The sequence below is a fragment of the Agrobacterium sp. 6Ca8 genome (assembly GCF_055382765.1).
In genome coordinates, this window is record NZ_AP026433.1 from 584,701 (window position 1) to 606,470 (window position 21,770).

General features: G+C 59.3%; 25 protein-coding genes. 14 read left to right on the forward strand and 11 right to left on the reverse strand.

The window, feature by feature from the left end:
• Positions 1 to 67: 67 nt before the first annotated feature.
• Both ACZ5A6_RS02930 and ACZ5A6_RS02935 read right to left on the reverse strand, forming a co-directional pair.
• Positions 68 to 481: a MerR family transcriptional regulator gene (locus ACZ5A6_RS02930; protein ID WP_025592768.1), complete on the reverse strand. Its 414-nt coding sequence runs from the start codon at positions 479 to 481 to the stop codon at positions 68 to 70.
• A 96-nt stretch (positions 482 to 577) separates the two neighbouring features.
• On the reverse strand, positions 578 to 931 hold the full coding sequence (locus tag ACZ5A6_RS02935; protein ID WP_174061547.1) for a hypothetical protein: 354 nt from the start codon (positions 929 to 931) through the stop codon (positions 578 to 580).
• Positions 932 to 1,058: 127 nt separating this feature from the next.
• On the opposite strand from ACZ5A6_RS02935, the gene dmeR reads away from it, so the two are divergent.
• Together dmeR and dmeF are read left to right on the forward strand one after the other, a co-directional pair.
• Complete coding sequence (gene dmeR, locus ACZ5A6_RS02940) at positions 1,059 to 1,331, forward strand: Ni(II)/Co(II)-sensing transcriptional repressor DmeR (protein ID WP_003494395.1); 273 nt, start codon at positions 1,059 to 1,061, stop codon at positions 1,329 to 1,331.
• Between the two features lie 81 nt (positions 1,332 to 1,412).
• The gene (gene dmeF, locus ACZ5A6_RS02945; RefSeq protein WP_112751922.1) at positions 1,413 to 2,429 is read left to right on the forward strand and encodes a CDF family Co(II)/Ni(II) efflux transporter DmeF; all 1,017 of its coding nucleotides are present in this window, start codon (positions 1,413 to 1,415) and stop codon (positions 2,427 to 2,429) included.
• Between the two features lie 10 nt (positions 2,430 to 2,439).
• Here dmeF and ACZ5A6_RS02950 read toward each other — a convergent pair whose 3' ends face one another.
• The 5 genes from ACZ5A6_RS02950 to ACZ5A6_RS02970 all read right to left on the reverse strand — a co-directional run bounded on the left by ACZ5A6_RS02950 (position 2,440) and on the right by ACZ5A6_RS02970 (position 8,950).
• A complete protein-coding gene (locus ACZ5A6_RS02950; RefSeq protein WP_003511987.1) occupies positions 2,440 to 2,721 on the reverse strand; it encodes a hypothetical protein in 282 nt (93 codons plus the stop codon).
• Positions 2,722 to 3,086: 365 nt separating this feature from the next.
• On the reverse strand, positions 3,087 to 4,193 hold the full coding sequence (locus ACZ5A6_RS02955; protein WP_112751923.1) for a quaternary amine ABC transporter ATP-binding protein: 1,107 nt from the start codon (positions 4,191 to 4,193) through the stop codon (positions 3,087 to 3,089).
• A complete protein-coding gene (locus ACZ5A6_RS02960) occupies positions 4,186 to 5,094 on the reverse strand; it encodes an ABC transporter permease (RefSeq protein WP_003511991.1) in 909 nt (302 codons plus the stop codon). Before ACZ5A6_RS02960 ends, ACZ5A6_RS02955 begins: the two co-directional genes overlap by 8 nt.
• 250 nt (positions 5,095 to 5,344) lie before the next feature.
• On the reverse strand, positions 5,345 to 6,355 hold the full coding sequence (locus tag ACZ5A6_RS02965; RefSeq protein WP_174061545.1) for an ABC transporter substrate-binding protein: 1,011 nt from the start codon (positions 6,353 to 6,355) through the stop codon (positions 5,345 to 5,347).
• A 495-nt stretch (positions 6,356 to 6,850) separates the two neighbouring features.
• On the reverse strand, positions 6,851 to 8,950 hold the full coding sequence (locus ACZ5A6_RS02970; RefSeq protein WP_174061544.1) for a S9 family peptidase: 2,100 nt from the start codon (positions 8,948 to 8,950) through the stop codon (positions 6,851 to 6,853).
• Positions 8,951 to 9,173: 223 nt separating this feature from the next.
• On the opposite strand from ACZ5A6_RS02970, the gene ACZ5A6_RS02975 reads away from it, so the two are divergent.
• The 4 genes from ACZ5A6_RS02975 (at position 9,174) to ACZ5A6_RS02990 (ending at position 12,560) form a co-directional block, all read left to right on the forward strand.
• Positions 9,174 to 9,575, forward strand: coding sequence for a DUF930 domain-containing protein (locus ACZ5A6_RS02975; protein ID WP_003511997.1), 402 nt, complete (start codon positions 9,174 to 9,176; stop codon positions 9,573 to 9,575).
• A 105-nt stretch (positions 9,576 to 9,680) separates the two neighbouring features.
• The gene (locus ACZ5A6_RS02980) at positions 9,681 to 10,589 is read left to right on the forward strand and encodes a dihydrodipicolinate synthase family protein (RefSeq protein ID WP_111803563.1); all 909 of its coding nucleotides are present in this window, start codon (positions 9,681 to 9,683) and stop codon (positions 10,587 to 10,589) included.
• A 52-nt stretch (positions 10,590 to 10,641) separates the two neighbouring features.
• Positions 10,642 to 11,367: a polysaccharide deacetylase family protein gene (locus ACZ5A6_RS02985; protein ID WP_013635693.1), complete on the forward strand. Its 726-nt coding sequence runs from the start codon at positions 10,642 to 10,644 to the stop codon at positions 11,365 to 11,367.
• A gap of 116 nt (positions 11,368 to 11,483) precedes the next feature.
• The gene (locus ACZ5A6_RS02990) at positions 11,484 to 12,560 is read left to right on the forward strand and encodes a bifunctional transcriptional activator/DNA repair enzyme AdaA (protein WP_013635694.1); all 1,077 of its coding nucleotides are present in this window, start codon (positions 11,484 to 11,486) and stop codon (positions 12,558 to 12,560) included.
• Between the two features lie 7 nt (positions 12,561 to 12,567).
• Here the strand turns inward: ACZ5A6_RS02990 and ACZ5A6_RS02995 are convergent, their stop codons facing one another.
• Positions 12,568 to 13,752, reverse strand: a complete 1,185-nt coding sequence (locus ACZ5A6_RS02995; RefSeq protein ID WP_003512001.1) for an AI-2E family transporter — start codon at positions 13,750 to 13,752, stop codon at positions 12,568 to 12,570.
• A gap of 83 nt (positions 13,753 to 13,835) precedes the next feature.
• Positions 13,836 to 14,696: a VOC family protein gene (locus ACZ5A6_RS03000; RefSeq protein ID WP_174061543.1), complete on the reverse strand. Its 861-nt coding sequence runs from the start codon at positions 14,694 to 14,696 to the stop codon at positions 13,836 to 13,838.
• On the opposite strand from ACZ5A6_RS03000, the gene ACZ5A6_RS03005 reads away from it, so the two are divergent.
• The 5 genes from ACZ5A6_RS03005 (at position 14,679) to ACZ5A6_RS03025 (ending at position 17,222) form a co-directional block, all read left to right on the forward strand.
• The gene (locus tag ACZ5A6_RS03005) at positions 14,679 to 14,927 is read left to right on the forward strand and encodes a hypothetical protein (protein WP_139322509.1); all 249 of its coding nucleotides are present in this window, start codon (positions 14,679 to 14,681) and stop codon (positions 14,925 to 14,927) included. The two genes, ACZ5A6_RS03000 and ACZ5A6_RS03005, sit on opposite strands and share 18 nt — an antisense overlap.
• A 41-nt stretch (positions 14,928 to 14,968) precedes the next feature.
• The gene (locus ACZ5A6_RS03010; protein ID WP_174061542.1) at positions 14,969 to 15,379 is read left to right on the forward strand and encodes a universal stress protein; all 411 of its coding nucleotides are present in this window, start codon (positions 14,969 to 14,971) and stop codon (positions 15,377 to 15,379) included.
• 61 nt (positions 15,380 to 15,440) lie between these two features.
• The gene (locus ACZ5A6_RS03015; RefSeq protein WP_003512004.1) at positions 15,441 to 15,761 is read left to right on the forward strand and encodes a TraR/DksA family transcriptional regulator; all 321 of its coding nucleotides are present in this window, start codon (positions 15,441 to 15,443) and stop codon (positions 15,759 to 15,761) included.
• 187 nt (positions 15,762 to 15,948) lie between these two features.
• Positions 15,949 to 16,617, forward strand: a complete 669-nt coding sequence (gene trhA, locus ACZ5A6_RS03020; protein ID WP_003512005.1) for a PAQR family membrane homeostasis protein TrhA — start codon at positions 15,949 to 15,951, stop codon at positions 16,615 to 16,617.
• A 107-nt stretch (positions 16,618 to 16,724) separates the two neighbouring features.
• Positions 16,725 to 17,222, forward strand: a complete 498-nt coding sequence (locus ACZ5A6_RS03025; protein ID WP_174061541.1) for a GNAT family N-acetyltransferase — start codon at positions 16,725 to 16,727, stop codon at positions 17,220 to 17,222.
• Between the two features lie 20 nt (positions 17,223 to 17,242).
• Here the strand turns inward: ACZ5A6_RS03025 and ACZ5A6_RS03030 are convergent, their stop codons facing one another.
• Positions 17,243 to 17,869, reverse strand: coding sequence for a LysE family translocator (locus tag ACZ5A6_RS03030; RefSeq protein WP_019564107.1), 627 nt, complete (start codon positions 17,867 to 17,869; stop codon positions 17,243 to 17,245).
• A gap of 116 nt (positions 17,870 to 17,985) precedes the next feature.
• Positions 17,986 to 18,393, reverse strand: a complete 408-nt coding sequence (gene msrB, locus ACZ5A6_RS03035) for a peptide-methionine (R)-S-oxide reductase MsrB (RefSeq protein WP_003512009.1) — start codon at positions 18,391 to 18,393, stop codon at positions 17,986 to 17,988.
• Positions 18,394 to 18,598: 205 nt separating this feature from the next.
• Here msrB and ACZ5A6_RS03040 point away from each other — a divergent pair, with 205 nt between their 5' ends.
• Genes ACZ5A6_RS03040 through ACZ5A6_RS03050 form a run of 3 tightly spaced genes read left to right on the forward strand, consistent with a single transcriptional unit; the run spans position 18,599 to position 21,761 of the window.
• A complete protein-coding gene (locus ACZ5A6_RS03040) occupies positions 18,599 to 20,968 on the forward strand; it encodes a putative monovalent cation/H+ antiporter subunit A (RefSeq protein ID WP_174061540.1) in 2,370 nt (789 codons plus the stop codon).
• Positions 20,965 to 21,384 carry a Na(+)/H(+) antiporter subunit B gene (locus tag ACZ5A6_RS03045; RefSeq protein ID WP_003512013.1) on the forward strand — a complete coding sequence of 140 codons (420 nt, stop codon included), beginning with the start codon at positions 20,965 to 20,967 and terminating at the stop codon, positions 21,382 to 21,384. Before ACZ5A6_RS03040 ends, ACZ5A6_RS03045 begins: the two co-directional genes overlap by 4 nt.
• Positions 21,384 to 21,761 carry a Na+/H+ antiporter subunit C gene (locus ACZ5A6_RS03050; protein ID WP_003512021.1) on the forward strand — a complete coding sequence of 126 codons (378 nt, stop codon included), beginning with the start codon at positions 21,384 to 21,386 and terminating at the stop codon, positions 21,759 to 21,761. The genes ACZ5A6_RS03045 and ACZ5A6_RS03050 overlap by 1 nt, the downstream gene beginning before the upstream one ends.
• Positions 21,762 to 21,770 lie beyond the last annotated feature (9 nt).

Below are 21,770 nucleotides of genomic sequence, written 5' to 3' on the forward strand. Positions count from 1 at the left end.
GCGCGTTCGTTGATCATGTCCATGCAATGCGCTCGAATCTGAAATCTGTCAAGCCTGCTCTTCAGCCTCAATGCTCCCCTTCGCACATGCCATGGTCGGAAAGTGCGCGGATGACGTAACAATCCTCGATCGAATGACCATGGCAATGGGAGACGATACGTTCCAGCTCATGCTCGAGCTTCTTGAGGCTGCTGATTTTCTCGCGCACATGGGCGAGGTGTTCGGCGGCAATGCGGTCCGCACCCTCGCACGGCATTTGCCGGTGCTGGCTGAGCGCGATCAATTCTCTGATGGCGTCGATATTGAGCCCGATATCGCGGGCATGGCGGATGAAAGCCAGCCTTTCGAGATCGGATTTTTCGTAACGGCGCTGGTTGCCTTCCGAGCGGTCTGCCTCGCGGATGAGGCCCATCTGCTCATAATAGCGGATCGTCGGAACCTTCACGCCGGTACGTTTGGACAATTCACCGATGGACAGCATTGCCTTCTCCATATCCTCAAGAGCAGCCGGGACAAGAACGAACCGGATGCTCTAGTCTCTAGAGATATAGCTTTTCAGCCTGCCGTTCAATGGGTGTCAGGCGGCGGCATCCACGCCGAGTGCCTGCGCCAGGGCTTTGAGAACTTCTGTCTCGATGCTGGAGGTGGCGTCAGGCTGCGCTGATGCAGCGATCTCTACCGCCGGTTCGGCTCTGGCCTGTGCGCCGCTGTCCAGGTTCCAAAGTGCTGCGGCAAGTCCGGCGGAAACGCTGGCGGCGGCAGGTGCGGCGGAAACGGCAACGCTCTCGGCGCTGGAAATCGCGCGGTGTGCCGCCCGTGTCAGTTCCAGCAGGGCCTCGGTGGTTGCGTTGGTTTCCCTGGTCTTTGTCGGCTCAAGGGTCCGGACCGGAGTTGCGTAATAGCTGCTGGTAGTTGCTGCGATAGTCGTCATGACTGAGTCCCCTAAGTTTCATGGGGTATTTTTAGGGGTCGAAACATTCGCGAAGATTGCGTCGCGCAGGGCTTGAACCAAAAAACATCGCAATATAGTATACCCCCCTATAGTATATGAGGTACTCATGTCCCATACGATCCGCAACAAGGAGAAGCTTCTCGCTCGCATCCGTCGCCTCAAGGGGCAGATGGAGGCGGTGGAGCGTGCTTTGGACGATTCCAAGCCCTGCGGCGAGGTGCTGCAATTGCTGGCCTCGGTGCGCGGTGCGCTTTCCGGCCTGACGGGGGAGGTGATGCAGGAACATCTGCACGAGCACGTCGTGCACGCCGAAAATGAAGACGAGCGGGCGCGTGCGGCGGAAGAGCTGGCCCAGGTGCTGAAGACCTACATCCGCTAACCTCTCTCCCAAAAGTGTCCGCGGCTTTGGGAAAAGACATGCGTGAAACAGAATATTCCAGGATCGAACAGGATTAGCGACATGACGACGACATCCGAATTTTCCGCAGCGTCCGGCCACGACCATGTTTTCCTAGGCCGGAACCATGAGCGCAATGAAAAGCGCGTGTGGATGGTGATTGCGCTGACCACAGTCATGATGGTGGCGGAGATCGTCGCCGGCCACTGGTTCGGTTCCATGGCGCTGACGGCGGATGGCTGGCACATGTCCACCCATGCGGGCGCAATGCTCATCTCGGCGCTGGCCTATCTCTATGCCCGGCGTGAGGCGCGCAATCCGCGCTTCACGTTCGGCACCGGCAAGTTCGGTGATCTCGCCGGTTTTGCCAGCGCCATCGTTCTGGCGGTGGTGGCGCTGCTCATCGCCGTTGAAAGTGCGATGCGGCTTTTCAATCCTGTTCAGATCGACTTCAGTCAGGCGATCCTCGTCGCCCTCATCGGTCTTATCGTCAATCTCGTCAGCGCCGTGCTGTTGAAGGATGACCACGATCACGGCCATGGCCATGGCCATGGTCACGCACATGGTTCGCATGCCCATCACGGCCATGGCAGCCACGCCCATCACGATCACGGCTCGCACGCGCATCACGGCGAGCACGGTGCGAAGGGCGGCAGGGACAATAATCTGCGCGCAGCCTATCTGCATGTACTCGCCGATGCGCTGACTTCCGTTCTCGCCATTGTCGCGCTGCTGCTCGGCAAGTGGAACGGCTGGTCCTTCCTCGATCCGTTGATGGGTATTGTCGGCGGCGTGGTGATTGCCCGCTGGTCATGGGGGCTCATTCGCTCCACGGCAACGACGCTGGTTGATGCGGTTCCGCTGACGGAGGACTTGCCGCAGGAAATCCGTGAAAGCGTGGAAACGGAAGAAGATCGCATCACCGACCTGCACGTCTGGCAGGTGGGGCCGGGGCATCACGCCGCCATTGTCGCCATCCACTCGCAGGTGCCGAAGGCGCCGGCTTTCTACAAGCAGAAGCTTGCAGCCATACATGAACTCTCACATGTAACGGTGGAGGTCAGCCCGGCAAGGGCCTGATCGGAATCATCTATTCGTATTCGGAATAGGCGCTGCGCACCCATTCGGCCTGCGCTTCTGCCTTGTCCTCTGCGGAGGTCGCAGCCTGCGTGTGGGCCGGCGCGCTGCCATTGCCGACGGCCCACAGCACGTTTGCCAGCGAACGGGAAAGAACGGTACTGGAAACGGTAGGGTTGCCGGGGCCGCGTTTAACGGCCTGTTCCTCGGGCGCGCTCTGCGCGCTGCCGGGTTTTTCGATGTCGCGGACACGAGCCTGATAATTGTATCCGCCAATATTGCTTTCGATCTGCATGCCAGTGATTCCGCGTTCAAAAGTTAACAAATGGTTAACGGCGGCGGCTTGCCCGAAGCTTGCGCTTGCTGCATTGCAATGTCGTTCCCGGCTTGACACGTGGCAAAGGGGTGCTTCGTTTTTGCATGGTTGGATGGGAAGGCGGGCGTTACCGGCCTTGCCCACACTTCGCGTCGTGCTCGCCATGGCGACCCTGTTGTGCCGCTCAAACTCTGGCGCCAAACACCCCAACTCCCGTCATGCCGGCTCTAGGCCGGTATGACGAAAGAGTTTGGACGCGGCCAGGCAGCTCCGATGTCTTTTGCGCAGCGGGGCTGGGGCTTTTTCGGTCCTCTGAAAGAAAGGCAAATCCTGTTGGTGCCGGATTACGCGGTTTCCTTCTCCACAGGCGCCGCCGGTTCCGGGATTTTTTCCGCTTCCTCCACGACTGCCGCCCCGGCCTCCGCCTCCTGAGGTGCCGGCGTGACCATCGCCGCCACCAGCGTGTCGAGGCCGATGGCGCCGACTGGCTTGCCGTCTTCATCCACCACATGGGCGCTGGTTTCGTTCGCCTCCGACATATCGCGGGCGATGGTTTCCAGAGTCGCGTTTTCCGGCACCGACATGCCCTCGGGTTTCGCCGTCAGCGGTTCCATCACGGTGGTCGCCTGAAGCACGCGGCTGCGGTTGACGTCGCGCACGAAGTCGGTGACGTAACCATCCGCAGGGGAAAGGATGATGCTCTGGCCGTCGCCCTGCTGCACCACTTCGCCGTCTTTCAGAATGGCAATGTGGTCGCCGAGCCGCAAAGCCTCATCCAGATCGTGAGTGATGAACACCACGGTCTTTTTCAGCTCCTGCTGAAGGTCGAGCAGCATCGTCTGCATATCGACACGGATCAGCGGATCGAGAGCCGAATAAGCCTCGTCCATCAGGAGAATATCGGCATCGTTGGCAAGCGCGCGGGCAAGGCCGACGCGCTGCTGCATACCGCCGGAAAGCTGGTTCGGATAATAATCCTCATAGCCGGCAAGACCGACACGATCCAGCCAGTAACGGCCTTTCTCTTCGCTGTCCTTGCGTGGCATGCCCTGAATATCGAGGCCGTAGACGCTGTTTTCCAGCACGGTACGATGCGGCAGGAGGCCGAATTTCTGGAACACCATCGCCGTTTTGTGACGGCGGAATTTCCGCAGCGCCGAAGTGCTCATGCCGCAAATGTCCTCGCCGTCGTAGAGAACCTCACCTGCGGTCGGGTCGATCAGCCGGTTGATGTGGCGGATCAGCGTCGACTTGCCGGAACCGGAAAGTCCCATGACCACGGTGATCTTGCCGCCCGGCATGGTGATGTTGATGTTGTTGAGACCGAGCACATGGTTGTGTTTGTCGTTCAGCTCGACCTTATCCATGCCTGATCGCACCGCTTCGAGGTACTTCTCGGGATGCTTGCCGAAGATCTTGTAAAGATTCCTGATTTCGATGCTTTTAGCCATGGGAGACCTCGCGGTATTTCTGCAGGCGCTTGCCGAAAGCCTGGCTTGCCCGGTCGAACATGATGGCGATGGCGACCAGAGCGAAACCGTTCAGGAAGCCCACCGTGAAAAACTGGTTGTTGATGGCCTGCAGCACATTCTTGCCGAGACCGCCGACGCCGACCATGGAGGCGACGACGACCATGGCGAGTGCCATCATGATGGTCTGGTTGATGCCGGTCATGATGGTGGGCAACGCCAGCGGCAGCTGCACATTGAACAGCTTCTGGCCGTTGGAGGAGCCGAAGGCATCGGCGGCTTCCAGCACTTCCCGGTCTACCAGGCGGATGCCGAGGCTGGTCAGGCGGATGACGGGCGGAATGGCGTAGATCACCACTGCGATCAGGCCCGGTACCTTGCCGATGCCGAAAATCACCACCACTGGGATGAGATAAACGAAGCTTGGCAGGGTCTGCATCACGTCGAGCACGGGATTGATGATACGCTGCAACCGTTCGGAGCGTCCCATCAAAATGCCGAGCGGCAGGCCGATGACGATGGCGATCAGCGTGGCGATGGCGACGATGGAAAGCGTCGTCATGGCGTCGCGCCAGAGGCCGACTGCGCCGATCATGAGCAGGGAGATGGCCGTGCCACCGGTGATCTTGAAGCTGCGCCCGGCCAGATGCACGATCGCCAGAATGACCAGCATGGTGACGATCCACGGGGTCTGGATGAACAGCCGCTCCGAGGAGTTGAGAAAGAGCTGCAGCGGATGCACGATCACATCGATCGCATCGCCGTAATTGCGCACGATATCGCGAAAACCGTCATCGATGGTCTTGCGTGCCACACGCATCGTGCCGTTATCGATGGCCGGAAACTTGCACAGCATATCCGGCAGATAGTTACAGAGGGCCATTATTGTTGTTTTCCCTTTGGTTTGGATGAATGGAGTCGCTGGAGCGTGCGGGCACCCCCCTCTGTCCTGCCGGACATCTCCCCCTCAAGGGGGGAGATCGGCAAGACGCGCCACATCGCTTCATCCGCTAGGTTGGAGTGGAGCGAGGCCTTGCCGCAGGTCGATCTCCCCCTTGAGGGGGAGATGCCCGGCAGGGCAGAGGGGGGTAAGCTACGGATACAAACCCAAGCTTTTCCCTCCTGCGGATGCGTTACATCGAAGCCTTGATCTTCTCCGCCACCTCGGGCGAAACCCACTTCGCCCAGATATCCTCGTTGTTCTCGAGGAAATATTCCGCGCCGTCTTCGTTGGTGCCCTGGTTTTCATCCATCCAGGCCAGAACCTTGGCGACGGTTTCGTTGTCCCACTGCCGCTTGCGGATATAGTCGATGGAAGGACCGGCCTTCTCGGCAAAGTCCTTGGTGACAACAGTGAATACCTCTGCCACCGGATAGGCGTTTGGCTTGGGATCGGCGCAATCAGGCTTGGCGATGCAATTGTCGTAGGCCTCGCGGTCGAGTGCCACGCCATCGTCCAGTTTCACCATGTCGTACTTGCCAAGAATGGCCGTCGGGGACCAATAATAGCCGAGCCAGCCCTGCTTTTTCTCATAGGCATTGGAGATCGAGCCATCGAGGCCCGCGGCGGAGCCGGTATCGATCAGGGCGAAGCCCTTCTCGTCGGCCTTGCGTGCCTTGAACAGGTTGGCGGTCGTTGGCTGGCAGCCCCAGCCCGGCGGGCAGCCAAACACGGCACCCTTGCTGGCGTCTTCCGGCGCCGGGAAAAGCTCGGGATGCTTGAGTGCGTCCTCAACTGTCTTGATATCAGGGTGTTCGTCGGCGAGATATTTGGGAATCCACCAGCCTTCAACGCCACCTTCACTCAGGATTTTGCTTTCCTGGATCAGGTTGCCCTTCTTGACGGCGTCCTCATAGGGGGCGCCAAGGGTATTCACCCACATTTCGGGCGCCATATCCGGCTGGCCCTTTTCATTCATGGAGGTGAATGTGGGAGTGGTGTCGCCGCTGATGACGTTGACCGTGCAATCATAGCCGTTTTCCATGATGAACTTGTCGACGTAAGCCGCAACACCGGCGGACGCCCAGTTCATTTCGGCGATGGTGACGCTGCCGCATGTTTCTGCGGCGTTGGCGGAATTTGCTGCACCGGCAGCGATGGTAAAGCCCGTTACGAGAATGGTCGAGGCCAGGAGTTTCTTCATGGGAGACCTCCAAGTCTGATGCAGTGTTTTCAATTGGCAAAGCGGGAGCACTGCAAAGCCCGGATTGCCAAGGGCGAACTGACATGGCGCATGAAAAAGCCGAAAAAATCCGGCGATAAGATTATCCGCAAGACGTGCTGCAGGATTGCCGCGAGAAAGGCGACGAAAAGGCGCATGAATATGTCAACGGCCCGGATAATACGGCCGAAAAGTGATATTGCAATGCGAAATGGCGCAACGCAGCCATGCGTTCCATTTCCGGAACATTTTTTCCGGTGACGTAATACATGGGAATTATTTGCGTTTGCGGAAGATATATTATGAGTTGCAGCAACTGGAAATAAAAATTCAATGTCGATAAAGATGTTATTTAAATAAAAGATGCGTATGATAATTTGTGGAAAAAATATTCAATAACGAGATTTTCGCAGGTATTTTCGTCCAAAATAAGATCGGGCGACGATTGGATCGCCGCCCGTTTCTGCATGCAGCGTGTCAGACGGTGTCCTTGCCCGCGACCTTCAGTGCGAAGGCATATTCGAAGGCAATTTCTTCCAGCCGCTGGAAACGGCCCGACTTGCCTCCATGGCCAGCCGCCATGTTGGTCTTTAGCAGGATCGGGGCTTCCCCCGTCGTCTTTTCGCGCAGTTTCGCCACCCATTTGGTCGGTTCCCAATAGGTCACGCGCGGGTCGGTGAGGCCGGAAAGCGCAAGCAGTGGCGGATAGGGCTTTTCCCCGACATTGTCATAGGGGCTGTAGGCGGCGATCCACTGATATTCCTCTTCCGATTCCAGCGGATTGCCCCATTCCGGCCATTCCGGCGGGGTTAGCGGCAGCGTGTCATCAAGCATGGTCGTCAGCACGTCCACGAAGGGAACCGCAGCGATGATGCCGGCAAATTTTTCCGGGGCCATGTTGGCGACGGCGCCCATCAGCATTCCCCCTGCCGAACCGCCTTCCGCGATGATGCGGTCGTAGGAGGTAAAGCCTTCCTTGACCAGATGATCGGCAGCCGCGATGAAATCCTTAAACGTGTTCTGTTTGTCTTTCATCTTGCCGGTTTCATACCACTCGAAACCCTTGTCCTTGCCGCCGCGAATGTGAGCGATGGCATAGATGAAGCCACGGTCTGCCAAAGACAGCGTTGTGGTGGAGAAGGAAGCGGGGATGGTGATGCCATAGGCGCCGTAGCCATAAAGCAGGCAGGGGGCCGAACCGTCGAGCGCTACATCCTTGCGGTAAAGCAGCGAGACCGGCACCAACTCGCCGTCATGGGCAAGCGCCATGATGCGGCGGGTAATGTAATCGTCGGGATTATGGCCGGAAGGCACTTCCTGCGTTTTCAGCAGCGTGCGGTCGCGCGTCACCATATTGTAGTCGAACAACTGGCTCGGCGTCGTCATTGAGGAGTAGGAGAAGCGGATGACATCGGTGTCGTATTCTGCAGCGCCATGCAAGCCAAGCGAATAGGCTTCCTCGGCAAAGGCGATGGAATGTTCCTCGCCCGTGCGGCGATCGCGGATAACGATGCGCGGCAGGCCGTCGCGGCGCTCCAGCCAGATCAGATGGCGGGCATAGGCATCGACGGAGAGAATGAGGCGACCCGGCTCGTGCGGCACGACCTCCTTCCAGTTTTCCTTGCCCGGCGCGGTCACCGGCGCTTCCATGATGCGGAAATCCTTGGCATCGCCGTCATTGGTGAGGATGTAGAAGACATCGCCGCCTTCGCACATCGAATATTCGATACCTTCCTCGCGCTCCGCAACCACGACAGGCTCGGCCATCAGGTCCTTGGTGGAAAGAATGCGGTATTCGCTGGTCTCATGGTCGTGAATGTCGATGAAGATGAAGTCGTCGAGCACGGACGCGCCAACGCCCATGAAGAAGCCGGGGTCCTTTTCCTCATAGACCAGCCTGTCGGCCGACTGCAGCTCGCCGATGATGTGGTGGAAGACCTTCGAGGGGCGGTGATTTTCGTCCTGCAGCGTATAGAAGAAGCTCTTGCCGTCAGGCGCCCATGCCCCGCCGCCGCCGGTATTTTCCACGACATCGGCAAGGTCTTCACCGGTTTCGAGATTACGGATGCGCAGCGTGAAATATTCCGAACCCTTGTCGTCATAACCCCAGATGCCGTGACTGTGATCGGAAGACTGGTCGAGGCCGGCAAGACGGAAATAATCCTTGCCTTCAGCTTCCCTGTCGCCATCAAGCAGCACGTGCTTTTCGCCGCCATCACGCGGGGTGCGGAAATAATGCGGCTGCTCGCCGCCGGTCACGAACAGCGTGCCATAGGCATAGGGCCCGTCATTGACCGGAACAGAGGAATCGTCCTGCTTGATACGGCCTTTCATCTCCTCGAACAGCTTTTCCTGAAGCGCCTTGGTGTCGCCCATTGCGGCTTCCATATAGGCGTTCTCGGCCTCCAGATGGGCGCGGATGGCAGGGTCGAGCAGGGTAGGGTCCTTGAACATGGCCTGCCAGTTATCGGCCCGGAACCATGCGTAGTCATCGGTGCGGGTGATGCCGTGATGCGTATCCTGGACAGGCCGTTTTTCGGCGGTCGGGGCGGCGGGCAGGTTCTTGAAAATCGGCAAGGGAAACTCGCTTTCGTATGAAAAATGCGTGGGCGGCACCCAAGATGTAGAGTGCCCCTCACCACCGATCAAGTTTCAAATCTCCACAGGTGAAATGAGGCTTGAGCACAATTTCGTCAGTTTTCGATCACATTTTGGCAATATCCGGCAAATCAGCGATGATACGCGCCTGCCACCGGCCTGCCGTGCATCGATAAGAACAAACGAAAACTGACAGGATCCCATGCGAAAGTTTCTTCCCGCTGCTCTTTCTGCGTTTTTCCTTGCCTTGCAGGCATCTACACCCGCTTTCGCAATAGACGCCAACGTCATGCGGCAGCTGAACGTGCTCGCCCCCGAGGAGCGTCTGGAGCAGCGTTGCGACATAGAGGCGATGGAGCGGATCGCGACCGAGCAGAAGGGCATGAAGCCGGATAAGGTCATTGCCTATACCTTCGGTGATCCCGAGGTTGGCAAGAATTCGATCAAGGCGTCAGGTGCAGTCTTCAGAAGCGCCGGTGAATGGTACAAGCTCAAATACAAGTGCCAGCTGAAAAGCGACAGCCTCTCCATCCAGTCCTTCGATTACCGTGTCGGCGACAAGATTCCCGAAGAGCAGTGGAAGAAGTTGTATCTTTATGACTGATCGGGGAATTCTTCGTCCGCGGTCGCCGGTTTAAACCCCGCTTTTCTTGCCGCCCTGCCAATGGGTCTGTAACGCTGTCCTTCGATCGAATTGAGGGGCGAGAACATGGCGAAGCAATTCAAGGGACTTTCGGCTTTTCCGATCACGCCCGCTGACGAGGCCGGGCAGGTGGATAGCCAAGCCTTTTCCGCCCTCGTCGAGCGGCTGGATGCGGCGGAGGTCGATTCCATCGGTATTCTCGGCAGCACCGGAACCTATATGTATCTGTCGCGTGCCGAGAGGCGGCGCGCGGTCGAGGCAGCCCATGCCGTCCTCAAGGGCAGGCGCACATTGATGGCAGGCGTCGGCGCATTGCGTACCGATGAGGCCGTGGCGCTGGCGAAGGATGCCGAAGCTGCCGGTGCCGATGCGCTGCTTCTGGCACCCGTTTCCTATACGCCGCTGACTCAGGAAGAGGCCTATCACCATTTCGCCGCCGTCGCCGGCGCAACCGATTTGCCGCTCGCCATCTACAACAACCCGACGACGACGCGATTCTCCTTCAGCGATGAGCTTCTGGTCAGGCTCGCCTATATTCCGAATATCCGTGCCATAAAGATGCCGCTGCCGGCCGATTCCGACTATGCGGGAGAGCTTGCGCGGCTGCGGCCGAAACTGACGGATGATTTCGCCATCGGTTACAGCGGCGACTGGGGATGTGCGGAAGCAACGCTTGCCGGTGGCGATGCCTGGTACAGCGTCGTTGCGGGCCTGCTGCCGGTTCCGGCATTGCGGTTGATGCGCGCCGCCCAGGCCGGGGATGCGGAGGAGACGCGCAGGCTCGATCTGGCCTTCCAGCCGCTCTGGGCGCTTTTCAAGGAATTCGGCAGTATCCGCGTGGTCTACGCCGCCGCCAATGCTTTGTCGGTAACGGCATGCGAGCCGCCCCGGCCAATCCTGTCGCTCACCAGCGCGGAGCGCCAGCGGGTGGAAGAGGTGCTGAACGCTCTGTCCACGCTGGAAGCCGCGCCATAATTCGGGCGTTTTGCAGGCGGATTGCCACATCTTACCCTTCGGAAACTGAAAAATGCTGCGTAGCCTGCCCTTTGCCGCTCTCTTCCTGTCGCTCTCCACTGCCGCCTTCGCGGGGACGGGTCTCGTCGAGCCGACGCTGAAAATGACGCCGAGGCATGACGGCAGGGTGCGGGTGGCGATGACTCTGGACGCCTGCATGGGCAAGACCGACCATCGCATTCTCGATACGCTGGTGCAGGAAAAGATACCGGCGACGATCTTCGTCACTGCCCGCTGGCTGAAGCACAATAGCGAAGCACTTGCCGTAATGATGGCGCATCCGGATTTGTTCGAGATTGAAAACCACGGCGAAAACCATGTGCCAGCGGTGGATAAGCCCGTTGCCATCTACGGCATTGCCGCTGCCGGTTCGGAAGCGGCAGTCGAGCAGGAGGTCGAGGGCGGCAGGCAGGCAATTGTCGCCATGACCGGTCTTCAACCGCAATGGTTTCGCGGTGCGACGGCGAAATATACCACCTCGTCCATGGCCACCATCAACAGGCTCGGCATGCGGGTGGCGGGTTATTCCGTCAATGGCGATGGCGGCTCGCTTCTGGGCGCGGCCGCCACGGCAAAGCACATCGCTTCGGCCAAGGACGGCGACGTCATCATCTCCCACATCAACCAGCCCACCCACGAAGCGGGTGAGGGCGTGGTGAGGGGCCTTCTGGCGCTGAAGGCGCGCGGCGTGGTGTTCACAAGGCTGGACGACCCGTCGTTTACGCCGCCGGGTAATTGAGCGCGGCGGCTCTCTCCTCATTCCTGTAACAAGCACGGGAACGAGGGAAATGAGCATCCCACATCCACGCCCGTTTTTCGGCGGCATACCGCGCAAATTTGCGCTAGCATCCTCCCATGCTGTTCAAACGCCCCGACACCGAAACCCTATATTCCGCCCTTGTGAACAAGGATCCCGCCTATGAGGGCGTGGCCTATGTGTGCGTGACCTCGACGAAGATTTTCTGTCGCTTTACCTGTACGGCGCGAAAGCCGAAGATCGAAAACTGCCGCTTTCGCGAAACCATCGCCGAATGTCTGGAAGCTGGCTTCCGCCCCTGCAAGCGCTGCAAGCCGATGCTTTCCTATGGCACGGCGGATGAAACCGTCACCACCCTTCTGACGGCGCTGGAAAGCGAACCGGCGCGGCGCTGGCGTGAGGAGGATGTGGTGGCGATGGGCCATGACCCTTCCACCGTGCGCCGCACCTTCAAACGCCGTTTCGGCATGAGTTTTCTGGAAATCGCAAGGCTGCGGCGGCTGGGAGATGCGGCGACAAGCCTTGCATCAGGAGAAGCCGTGATCGGCGCGCAGATCGATGCCGGATATGAATCCGGCAGCGGTTTCCGCTCGGCCATCAACCAGTTCTTCGGCACCTCTCCCGCCGCCATGAAGGGCAAGGGGTTCCTGAAAGGCGACTGGATCGACACGCCGATCGGTCCGATGCTGGTGGTTGCCGATGATCACGCCCTGCATCTTCTAGAATTTGCCGACCGTCCAGCGCTTCCGGCCGAATTGAAGCGGCTGAAGGCCCGCACCGGCGCAGATATGGTGCTGGGCAGGACGCCGGTCACCGGCCAGATCGCAGCAGAACTCGCGGCCTATTTCGCCGGGCACTCGGCTGACTTCGCAACCCGGCTTGCCGGACACGGCACACCCTTCGAGCGCGATGTCTGGCACGCATTGCGGGAGATACCGGCGGGAGAGATCGTCAGCTATTCTTCGCTTGCGACGTCGATGCAACGGCCATCCGCCGTGCGTGCCGTCGCCCGCGCCAATGGCGCTAACCAGATTGCCATCGTCGTTCCCTGCCACCGGGTGCTGGGCGCAGATGGCAGCCTGACCGGGTATGGCGGTGGGCTGTGGCGGAAGAAATGGTTGATCGAGCACGAGCGGCGCATGGCCGATAAGCTCCGCATCCCTCTCGCCTCCTGACCGGCCATCAGGCCGGCAGGTTTGGAACGATGCGGCGTGAAGGAAACAGCTCGCGCGTTACTGTCATGGCGATCAGCGACAGCGGCAGTGCCAGCATGGCGCCCGCAGCACCCCACATCCACGTCCAGAAGATGATCATCACGAAGACGAGGAAGGGGTTGATCTCCATGTTGCGGCCCACCACTGCCGGAAAGGCCAGGTTTTCCATCAACAGGTGAATGGTGAAGAAGATCGCGGATGGCAGCAATGCCAGCACCATGTTGTCATGCGTGATGATGCCTGCCACCGCCAGCGACACCGTCATGGCGGTGATGCCGAGAAATGGCACGAAGCTGGAGAGAAAGGCGAAAAGCCCCCACAGAAGCGGCATGGCCAGCCCGCCGAAATAGGCGATCGCCACCATCGTCACGCCCAGCGCCGCATAGATCAGCGCTGCCGTGGCAAAATAGGTGCCGAGCACTTCTTCCACCGAAGCGATGATCCGAATGGCCCTCAGCCGCTGGTGCCGGGCCGGAAAGGCCATGATGATCGCCTTGCGCAGCCGCAGGCGGCTGTAGAGGAACATCAAAAGCGCGGCGAGGAAGATCATGCCCTGAACGACTGCGGGGGTGACGTTGGAACCGAGCAGGGAAATTATCTCGCCGCTGCGCGAAATGAGCGACTCCATTGAAATCGACCCCATGCTGAAGGTCGCTGCCGAAATGTTCAGCCATCGGATGCTTTGAAGATAGGGCAGGAAGCGGTCCATACTGCGTTCGATCAGCGCTGGTCCTTCGGAGGCGAGCTGCGACAAAGGGTCGATCAGCGAATTGATCACGAAAAACATGACGGCCGCGACAAGTCCGGAGAGAATGACCGCCACACCGGCACCGGGAATGCCATAGGAACTGAGCTTTTCCGCCGCGATGCCGAGGATCATGCCCACGACAATCGCCAGCACCACCGGTATGAGGATCAGAGACAATTCATGAATGACCGCCATCATGACGACGAGAAAAATGCCGATCACCGACCATGCAACGGCCACATCGAGCGCTTCTCGGCCGAGCGGCTGCTGGCTGCGCGCGTCGTCACGGTGCGACCCGGACGCCAGACCCTCGAAAGGGTCGGCCTTCGTCGACGGAGCGTTTGCGGCGCGCCGCCCGATATTGCCCAATATGCCGGTTTTTTCCGGCCTGGCATTCTCATTCATCGAACTGTCCCCCAATAAGACATCAAACGTTCGAAAAATGAGGCGGTTCCGGAGCGGCAAAAATTTCTGCCGCCCCGTGGTCTTTACGCGGAAAGCTTCAGGCCTATGCCCCACGGATCTTTGAGAACAATACCGTCGCTCTGCCGTTCCGTAGCTATTTCCAGCCGGTCGAGAGCGGCCATTACAGTATCGAGCGCCGCACTATCGTTGAACTTCAGCGAGTAGCCCGAAAGGCCGGTCATATTGTCCGTGCGGGCCGTGGCGCCGCGGCTGTTCCAGATATTGGCGGCCACATGGTGATGATAAGCGCCTGAGCCGAAGAAGCTGGCACCCGGATAACGCGCCATGATCTTCAACCCCAGCACATCCTGATAAAACTCATCCGCCTGCGGAATATTGCCGACCTGCAGATGCATGTGGCCGATGGCCGTTCCATCGGCGGCGCCCTCGAACGCCGTTTTCGGCGCACTGTCATACAGCGCCTGTAGGTCGAGGCGGAGTGTGGCCATCTCCACCGTGCCGTCCTGCTGGTAGGTCCATTCCGACGGCGACCGGTCGCGATAGACCTCGATGCCGTTGCCTTCGGGGTCGGCCAGATAGATCGCTTCACTCACCAGATGGTCGGATGCGCCCTGAAGCTGGATATTGTTGTGCGCGGCATGGGCCAGCCAATGGGCCAGATCCTCGCGGCGCGGCATCAGGAAGGCGGTGTGGAACAGGCCTGCGGCATTGCGCGGCGCGCGTTCAACCGTGCCGGAGGTGGAAAGTGTGAGCAGCGGCTGGCCGTTGACACCCAGAACCTCGCCGCTCGGGCTTTTCTCGATGACGGAGAGGCCGATGATTTTCTGGTAGAATTCCGAAATGCGCGGCAGATCGTGAACGACAAGATGAGCCTGACCGACATAAGCCGGCCGCGTCAGGGCGAATTGTTTGATTTCACTCATCATAATCTCCATATTGAATCCGGCGTGCTGACGACGCGGATTTGCGCGTCTGCATCAGCCGACGCCGCTTTGCGGCGTTCATTTGTGGTGAATATGGGCGGGTTTTGTCGTTCAGCAAAGATCGCCATCTGGCGATTGACCGTCCACTATTCGTTGACAATGGCCCTGTTGCTGCTCCGACGCGGCTTTGACTTCAATCAAGGCGAAGGGCGCATCGGCAGGGAAATATGAGCCCGACACGTGAACGGCAGATTACGCCAAAGGAGATAGCCATGTACAAGAAAATCATCGTACCGGTAGACCTCAGCGCCATCGACAAGGGAGAGAAGATTCTCGCCAAGGCCAAGGCGCTGCTGGATGTCGATGGCGAGATCGTCCTCATCAATGTGGTTGAGGAACTGCCCGGCTATATGGCGATCGACCTGCCGGTAGACCTCATCGAAAATGCCATCAAGGATGCCAAGACGAAACTTGCGGATATTCAGGCGAAGGTCGGCTTCAAGGGCAAGCACGAAATCAGAAGCGGCGCGCCGGCGCGTGAAATCATTGCAGCTGCCGAAGAGCACAAGGCCGATCTCATCATCATCGCATCGCATATGCCTGACTTTACCAATTATTTCATCGGCGCCACCGCCGACCGCGTGGTGCGCCATGCCAAGTGCTCGGTGCTGATTGACAGGTAAAGTGAGTTGAAATCTTGGGGTTGCGGGCGATTTTCGCCCGCACCGGCTGGAGGAGAAGACCATGAATGTCGAAAGTTACGAGAAAATCCTGCGCGACCGCCAGCGCGAGCTTTACAGCCGCCTGCACAAAATCGAGGCGGATTTCGAAGAGCCGCGCAACCCCGATGACGACGATCGCGCCGCTGAACGCAGCAATGACGAGGTGCTGGATGAAATTGGGCAGGTGGGCCAGGACGAGCTGCGCGCCATCGACGCCGCACTGGACCGCATCGCGAACGGTACCTACGGCACCTGCGTCAAATGCGGCAAGAAAATTTCGGAAGACCGCCTGAAAGCCGTGCCCTATACGCCGTTCTGCCAGGAATGCGCTGCGGCCTTGTGAGGGCGCTCCTTTTCCCTCCTCATTCCTGTGACAAGCGCAGGAATGAGGGAAACGGCGAGGCCGCCACTCAACCTCTCCTTTCGCAACAGCCCGGAACGCAATTTGATCGCCGTTAACCGGCTGCTGTCTTGTTCCTGTCTAATATTGCCGTCATGCTTGGCCACAAGCAGGCAAACGGGAATGGACTATGAGTAACGTGTGGCGGTTTGGTCGCCAGTATGATTTTCACGAGATTGTCGCCGATGGTATCGTCCACGGCGTGGGTATCGTTTTTGCGCTGGTGGGCGCCACGGCGCTGATTTTTTACGCGACCGTCTGGGGCAGCCTCAGCGCCATCGCGGCCGCCTGGATTTACGGACTCGGCCTTGTCGCCTGCCTTTCCGTGTCCTTCACCTATAATATCTGGCCGCATTCCAACGTAAAATGGTTCCTGCGCCGGCTGGACCACTCGGCGATCTTCATACTGATCGCCGCCACCTACACGCCGTTCCTGATGCGCGGTATCCACGAGCCGCTGATTGCCACCATGCTGGGGCTGATCTGGCTTGCCGCCATCTGCGGCATATTGCTCAAATGCCTGTTTCCCGGCCGTTACGACCGGGTCGCCATAGGCCTTTATCTCGCCATGGGCTGGAGCGGCATCATGGTGGTGCAGCCACTCTCGACGCATCTGGCCCCCGTCACGCTCTGGCTGATTGTCGCTGGCGGTGTCATCTATTCGCTCGGCGTGGTCTTCCATGTCTGGGAAAAGCTGCGATTCCAGAACGCCATCTGGCACGGTTTCGTCGTTGCCGCCGCCGTTGTCCACTATTTTGCCGTGGTCACTTCCTTCAGCCTCGTTCCCATGTCTTCCTGAGCTAGAGAGCACTGGACAGCCATCCGCGTCATCGCCTAATGCTCGCCTGAAGGTCGTGTCCCGAAACTTTGGGCGCGCGATGCAGACAAGAATGAGGGCGAACGATAATGAGTTTGGAACTGCGCGATGCCACCGTGGACGATCTTTCCGGCATCATGGAGATTTACAACGACGCGGTCCTGAACACGACGGCGATCTGGAACGAAGTGCTGGTCGATCTGGAAAACCGCAAGGAATGGTTTTCCGCCCGCAAGTCACGCGGCTTTCCTGTGATCGTCGCGATTCTTGACGGCAAGGTTGCCGGCTACGCTTCCTATGGCGACTGGCGCGCCTTCGACGGCTATCGCCACACCCGCGAACATTCGGTTTATGTCCACAAGGACGCGCGCGGACACGGCATCGGCAAGCGGCTGATGCAGTCGCTCATCGACCACGCCTCCGGCAACGATGTGCATGTGCTGATCGCCGCGATCGAATCGGAAAACGCCGCCTCCATCCGCCTGCACGAAAGCCTCGGTTTCACCGTTGCCGGCCGGTTTTCGGAAGTGGGCACCAAGTTTGGCCGCTGGCTGGACCTGACCTGCATGGAGCTTAAATTGAACTAGTACGCGGGCCGGGATTTCTCTCAGGCGGGGCGCCGGGCGAAGGCCAGCATGACACCGAAAGCCATCATCATCGAGCCGCTGATCCGGTTGACGCGCTTCAGGGCGCGCGCATTGCGCATAAGACCGGACAGTCGCGAACCGACAAAGGCATAAACGGTGATCGCCACCACCTCGAGCAGCAGGAAAATTGCGCCGAGCGTGGCGAAGCTCTGCCAATAGGCGTCCTGCTGGATGAATTGCGGGAAAAAGGCCGTGAAGATCAGGATGGCCTTCGGATTGCCGGAGGCGACAAAAAACTCCTGCCGCAGATAGGTCTTGAGAATATTTCCGTTGCCCGAGGAGATATCGGGAGCGGTGACATCCGCCCTTGAGCGGATGAGCTTGAAGCCGATCCACAGCAGGTAGAGAACGCCGATCCATTTGATCAGCGAAAACATCATTTCGGAAGCCATCAAAAGTGCGCCGAGGCCCAAAGCGGCGATCGCGATCATGCCCGCAAACGCAACCAGCCGGCCGCTCGCGGCCATTACTGCCGTTGCCATGCCGTATCGCGCACCAACCGTCATCGACAGGAGATTGTTGGGCCCGAACGCCATGTTCAGGGCAAAGCAGGCGGGAATGAATATGAGGATGGTTTCGAGCGCCATGATGGTGATCCGGAAGGAGTGAGATCGCGATAATCTCACTCTCCGGTCCGGCTGTCGAGACGGTCATTTTCTTCGCAAAAACGGCCGGCAGGCAGCCGGCCGTTACCTGTCTCTCATCAGATCGGTTCGAACACCATCGAATGGCCGTTGATGCAATAACGCAGGCCGGTGGGCGGTGGGCCGTCCGGGAAGACGTGGCCGAGGTGGCCGCCGCAATTGGCGCAGCGGATTTCGGTGCGCACCATGCCAAGCGTCGCATCGCGATGTTCCGTCACCGCACCCGGTTTCACCGGTTCGAAATAGCTCGGCCAGCCGCAACCTGCATCGAATTTGGTATCGGAGAGGAACAGCGGCTCGTCGCAGGCGGCGCAGCGATAGAGGCCTTTCTGGAACGTGTCCCAGTAGGGACCGGTAAATGGGCGCTCGGTGCCGTGTTCACGCAGGATGCGATATTGCTCCGGCGTCAGCTGCTCGCGCCAATCGGCATCGCTCTTGTTCACTTTCGGGGATGTCAGATCGCTCATGGAATGATCCTTTCTGTTCCTGCCAGAAATAGGCATCGGCGCTGCAGATTGAAAGAGGGCAGCTGTCATAACGAGTACGTTATGGGCAGGTATGAGAGTCGATTTGGGTTGAGATGGCGGTGTCTATGCCTTAACTGAAAAATACGATTTGAAAAGAACGCCGTTCATGGGCGTACAGGGGTAGGGGAAGCCCTGGGAGATGTGAATGACATCAGATGTCACGCAGCTGACATTCCTGTCGCTGTTTTTGCCGTTTCTGGCAGCGCTTGCCGCACCGATGCTGGTGAAAAGATTAGGTCACAATGCCGTCTGGATATTGGCGATCGCGCCCGCGCTGGCTTTTGTCCACTTCGCACTGATGCTGCCGCAGGTGGCGGCTGGCGGCGTGGTCACGGGCGGTTACGTCTGGGTTCCAAGTTTCAACCTCAGCTTTTCGTGGTTCATCGACGGCCTGTCGCTGACCTTTGCACTTCTGATCACCGTTATCGGTCTGCTGATCGTGCTTTATGCCGGCGGTTACATGAAGGGGCATCCGCAGCAGGGCCGCTTCCTGTCTTTCCTGCTTCTGTTCATGGGCGCGATGCTGGGCGTCGTGGTTTCGGACAGCCTGTTGATGCTGTTCGTTTACTGGGAACTGACCTCGATAACCTCGTTCCTGCTGATCGGCTTCGATCATGCGCGCCCGGCCGCACGCCGTGCCGCCTTACAGGCGCTGGTGGTAACGGGCGGCGGCGGTCTGCTGCTGCTCGCCGGGTTGATCTTCATCTGGGACATGAGCGGCATGACGCAATTGTCCATGCTGGTGCGTGGCGGCGATATATTGCGCGACAGCCCGTTCTATCTGGCTGCGCTACTGCTGGTTCTCGGCGGCGCGTTCACCAAATCGGCGCAGTTTCCGTTTCATTTCTGGCTGCCCAACGCGATGGAGGCACCGACACCGGTTTCGGCCTATCTGCACTCGGCAACCATGGTGAAGGCCGGCGTCTATCTTCTGATGCGCCTCAACCCCGTTCTCGGCGATACCGCTGCCTGGCAGATCCTGCTGCCGTTCTTCGGCGGGTTGACCATGCTGACCGGCGCGCTGCTGGCCGTGCGCCAGACCGACCTGAAGCTGATGCTGGCCTATACCACCATGTCCTCGCTCGGTCTGCTGGTGATGCTGACCGGCTTCGGCTCGGACCACGCGATCGAGGCGGCTGTGCTTTATCTGGTGGCGCATTCGCTTTTCAAGGGCGCACTGTTCATGGTTGCCGGCATCATCGACCACGAGACCGGAACCCGCGATGTGACGAAGCTCGGCGGCTTGCGAAAAGCCATGCCGATCACCTTTGCGACAGCACTTGCCGCGGCCATCTCCATGGCCGGCCTGCCGCCCTTCTTCGGCTTTCTCGCCAAGGAAGAGATTTATTATGCGCTGGCGCATGGCAATCCGCGTGCCGTGCTGTTCACCGGCATCGCCATTCTCGGCAATGCGCTGATGTTTGCCGTCGCTTTTGCCGTGGCGCTGAAACCTTTCCTCGGCAAGCCCGTGAAAACCCCGAAACACGCTCATGAGGGACCACTGCTGCTGTGGCTCGGCCCGGCGCTGCTGGCGATAAAGGGGCTGACCATCGCTCTCTTCGCTGGCCTTTCGCATTTTTACATTTCGACGCCGATGGCAAGCGCGATCGCGGGTGAGGCGCGCCCGGTGGAAATCTCGCTCATTCCCCATATCGGCGTGCCGCTCGGCCTGTCGCTGCTGACGATCGCGCTCGGCATCGTCCTCTACATGCAACTTTCCGCCGTTCGCGGCCTGATGGTGCGCACCTTCAAGGCGCTGGGTGCAGGGCCGGACAGGGGCTTCGATGTTTTCATCGAAACGCTGGTCAAAATCTCGTTCCACGTTGTCAGGCTTATCCAGCCCGGCAGGCTGGAATTTTACGTCACCGCCACTTTCGCCGTCATCGCCGTCGTGCTGCTTGCGCCGCTGTTTCTCTATGGCGAAATGCCGTCCATGCCGGCGTGGCCGCACGACATGAAAATCCATGAGCTGACCTTCATTGCCATTGCGGTTGCGGGCCTTGTCGCGGTGCTCACGGCGTCCAGCCGGCTTACGGCCATCATCGCGCTCGGCATTCAGGGGTTTGCGGTGGCGGTCATCTTCCTGCTGTTCGGCGCGCCCGATCTGTCGTTTACGCAATTCATGGTCGAAACCCTCTCCGTGGTCATTCTGACGCTGGTCATGACAAGGCTTCGTCTGTCGCCGTCAGACCACCGCGGCCCTGGCCAGAAGCTTCTGGACAGCACCATCGCCATTGCCTGCGGAACCGGCTTTGCCCTGTTCCTGATGCGGGCGACGGAAGCGTCGTTCGATAATCGCCTCACCGATTTCTACAACACCTATTCCAAGGTCATCGCCCACGGGGCGAATGTGGTGAATGTCATCATCGTCGATTTCCGCGGCACGGATACGCTGGGCGAGATTGCGGTGGTGATGATAACAGGCCTGGCCATTCTCGCGCTCATCCGCATCCGCCCGGCTGCTGCCATCAAGGGACCAGCAAAAATAGCGAAGAAGAAGGGAGCGCGGGCTTGAACACGCTTATCCTGCGCACCGTCGCCCCCGTAGTCACCAGCCTCATGGTGTTGTTTTCCATCTTTGTATTGCTGCGCGGCCATAACGAGCCGGGCGGCGGTTTCATCGGCGGGTTGATCGCGGTCTCGGCGCTGGCGATCTACGGCATCGCTTATGGTGTGGCCGCAGTCCGGCGCGCCATCGTGTACCATCCGCTGTCCATTGCCGGCGCGGGGCTGCTGTTGGCGATGTTGTCTGGTCTCGTCTCGATTGCAGCCGGCGTGCCCTTCATGACCGGGCTGTGGGTCTATCCGAGCCTGCTCGGTGTGGAAGTGCCACTCTCCACCGTCATGTCCTTCGATATCGGCGTTTATCTCGTCGTGGTCGGTGCCATCACCTCCATTGCGCTGGCTCTGGAAGAAAGGGATAGCGACTGATGGAAGCTGTTTTCTCCATTCTCGTCGGCATCTTCTTTTCGGTGGCGATCTATCTCATGCTCTCGCGTCACAGCATCCGCATGCTGCTCGGCATCGCCATTCTCGGCAACGCAGTCAACCTCCTGCTGTTCACGGCGGGAAGGCTGACGCGCGAAGTGCCGCCGATCATTCCGCCCGGCATGGACGCCCTGCCGGCGGGCGCCGCCAATCCGCTGCCGCAGGCGCTTATCCTCACGGCAATCGTCATTTCCTTTTCCTTCTTCTGTTTCCTGCTGGTGCTGACCTGGCGCGCGTTCCAGGAATTGCAGACCGACGACACCGACGAAATGCGCACCGCAGAACCGGCAGGCGAGCCTTTGCCGCCGCTCGGTTATTGAGCGGGCGGG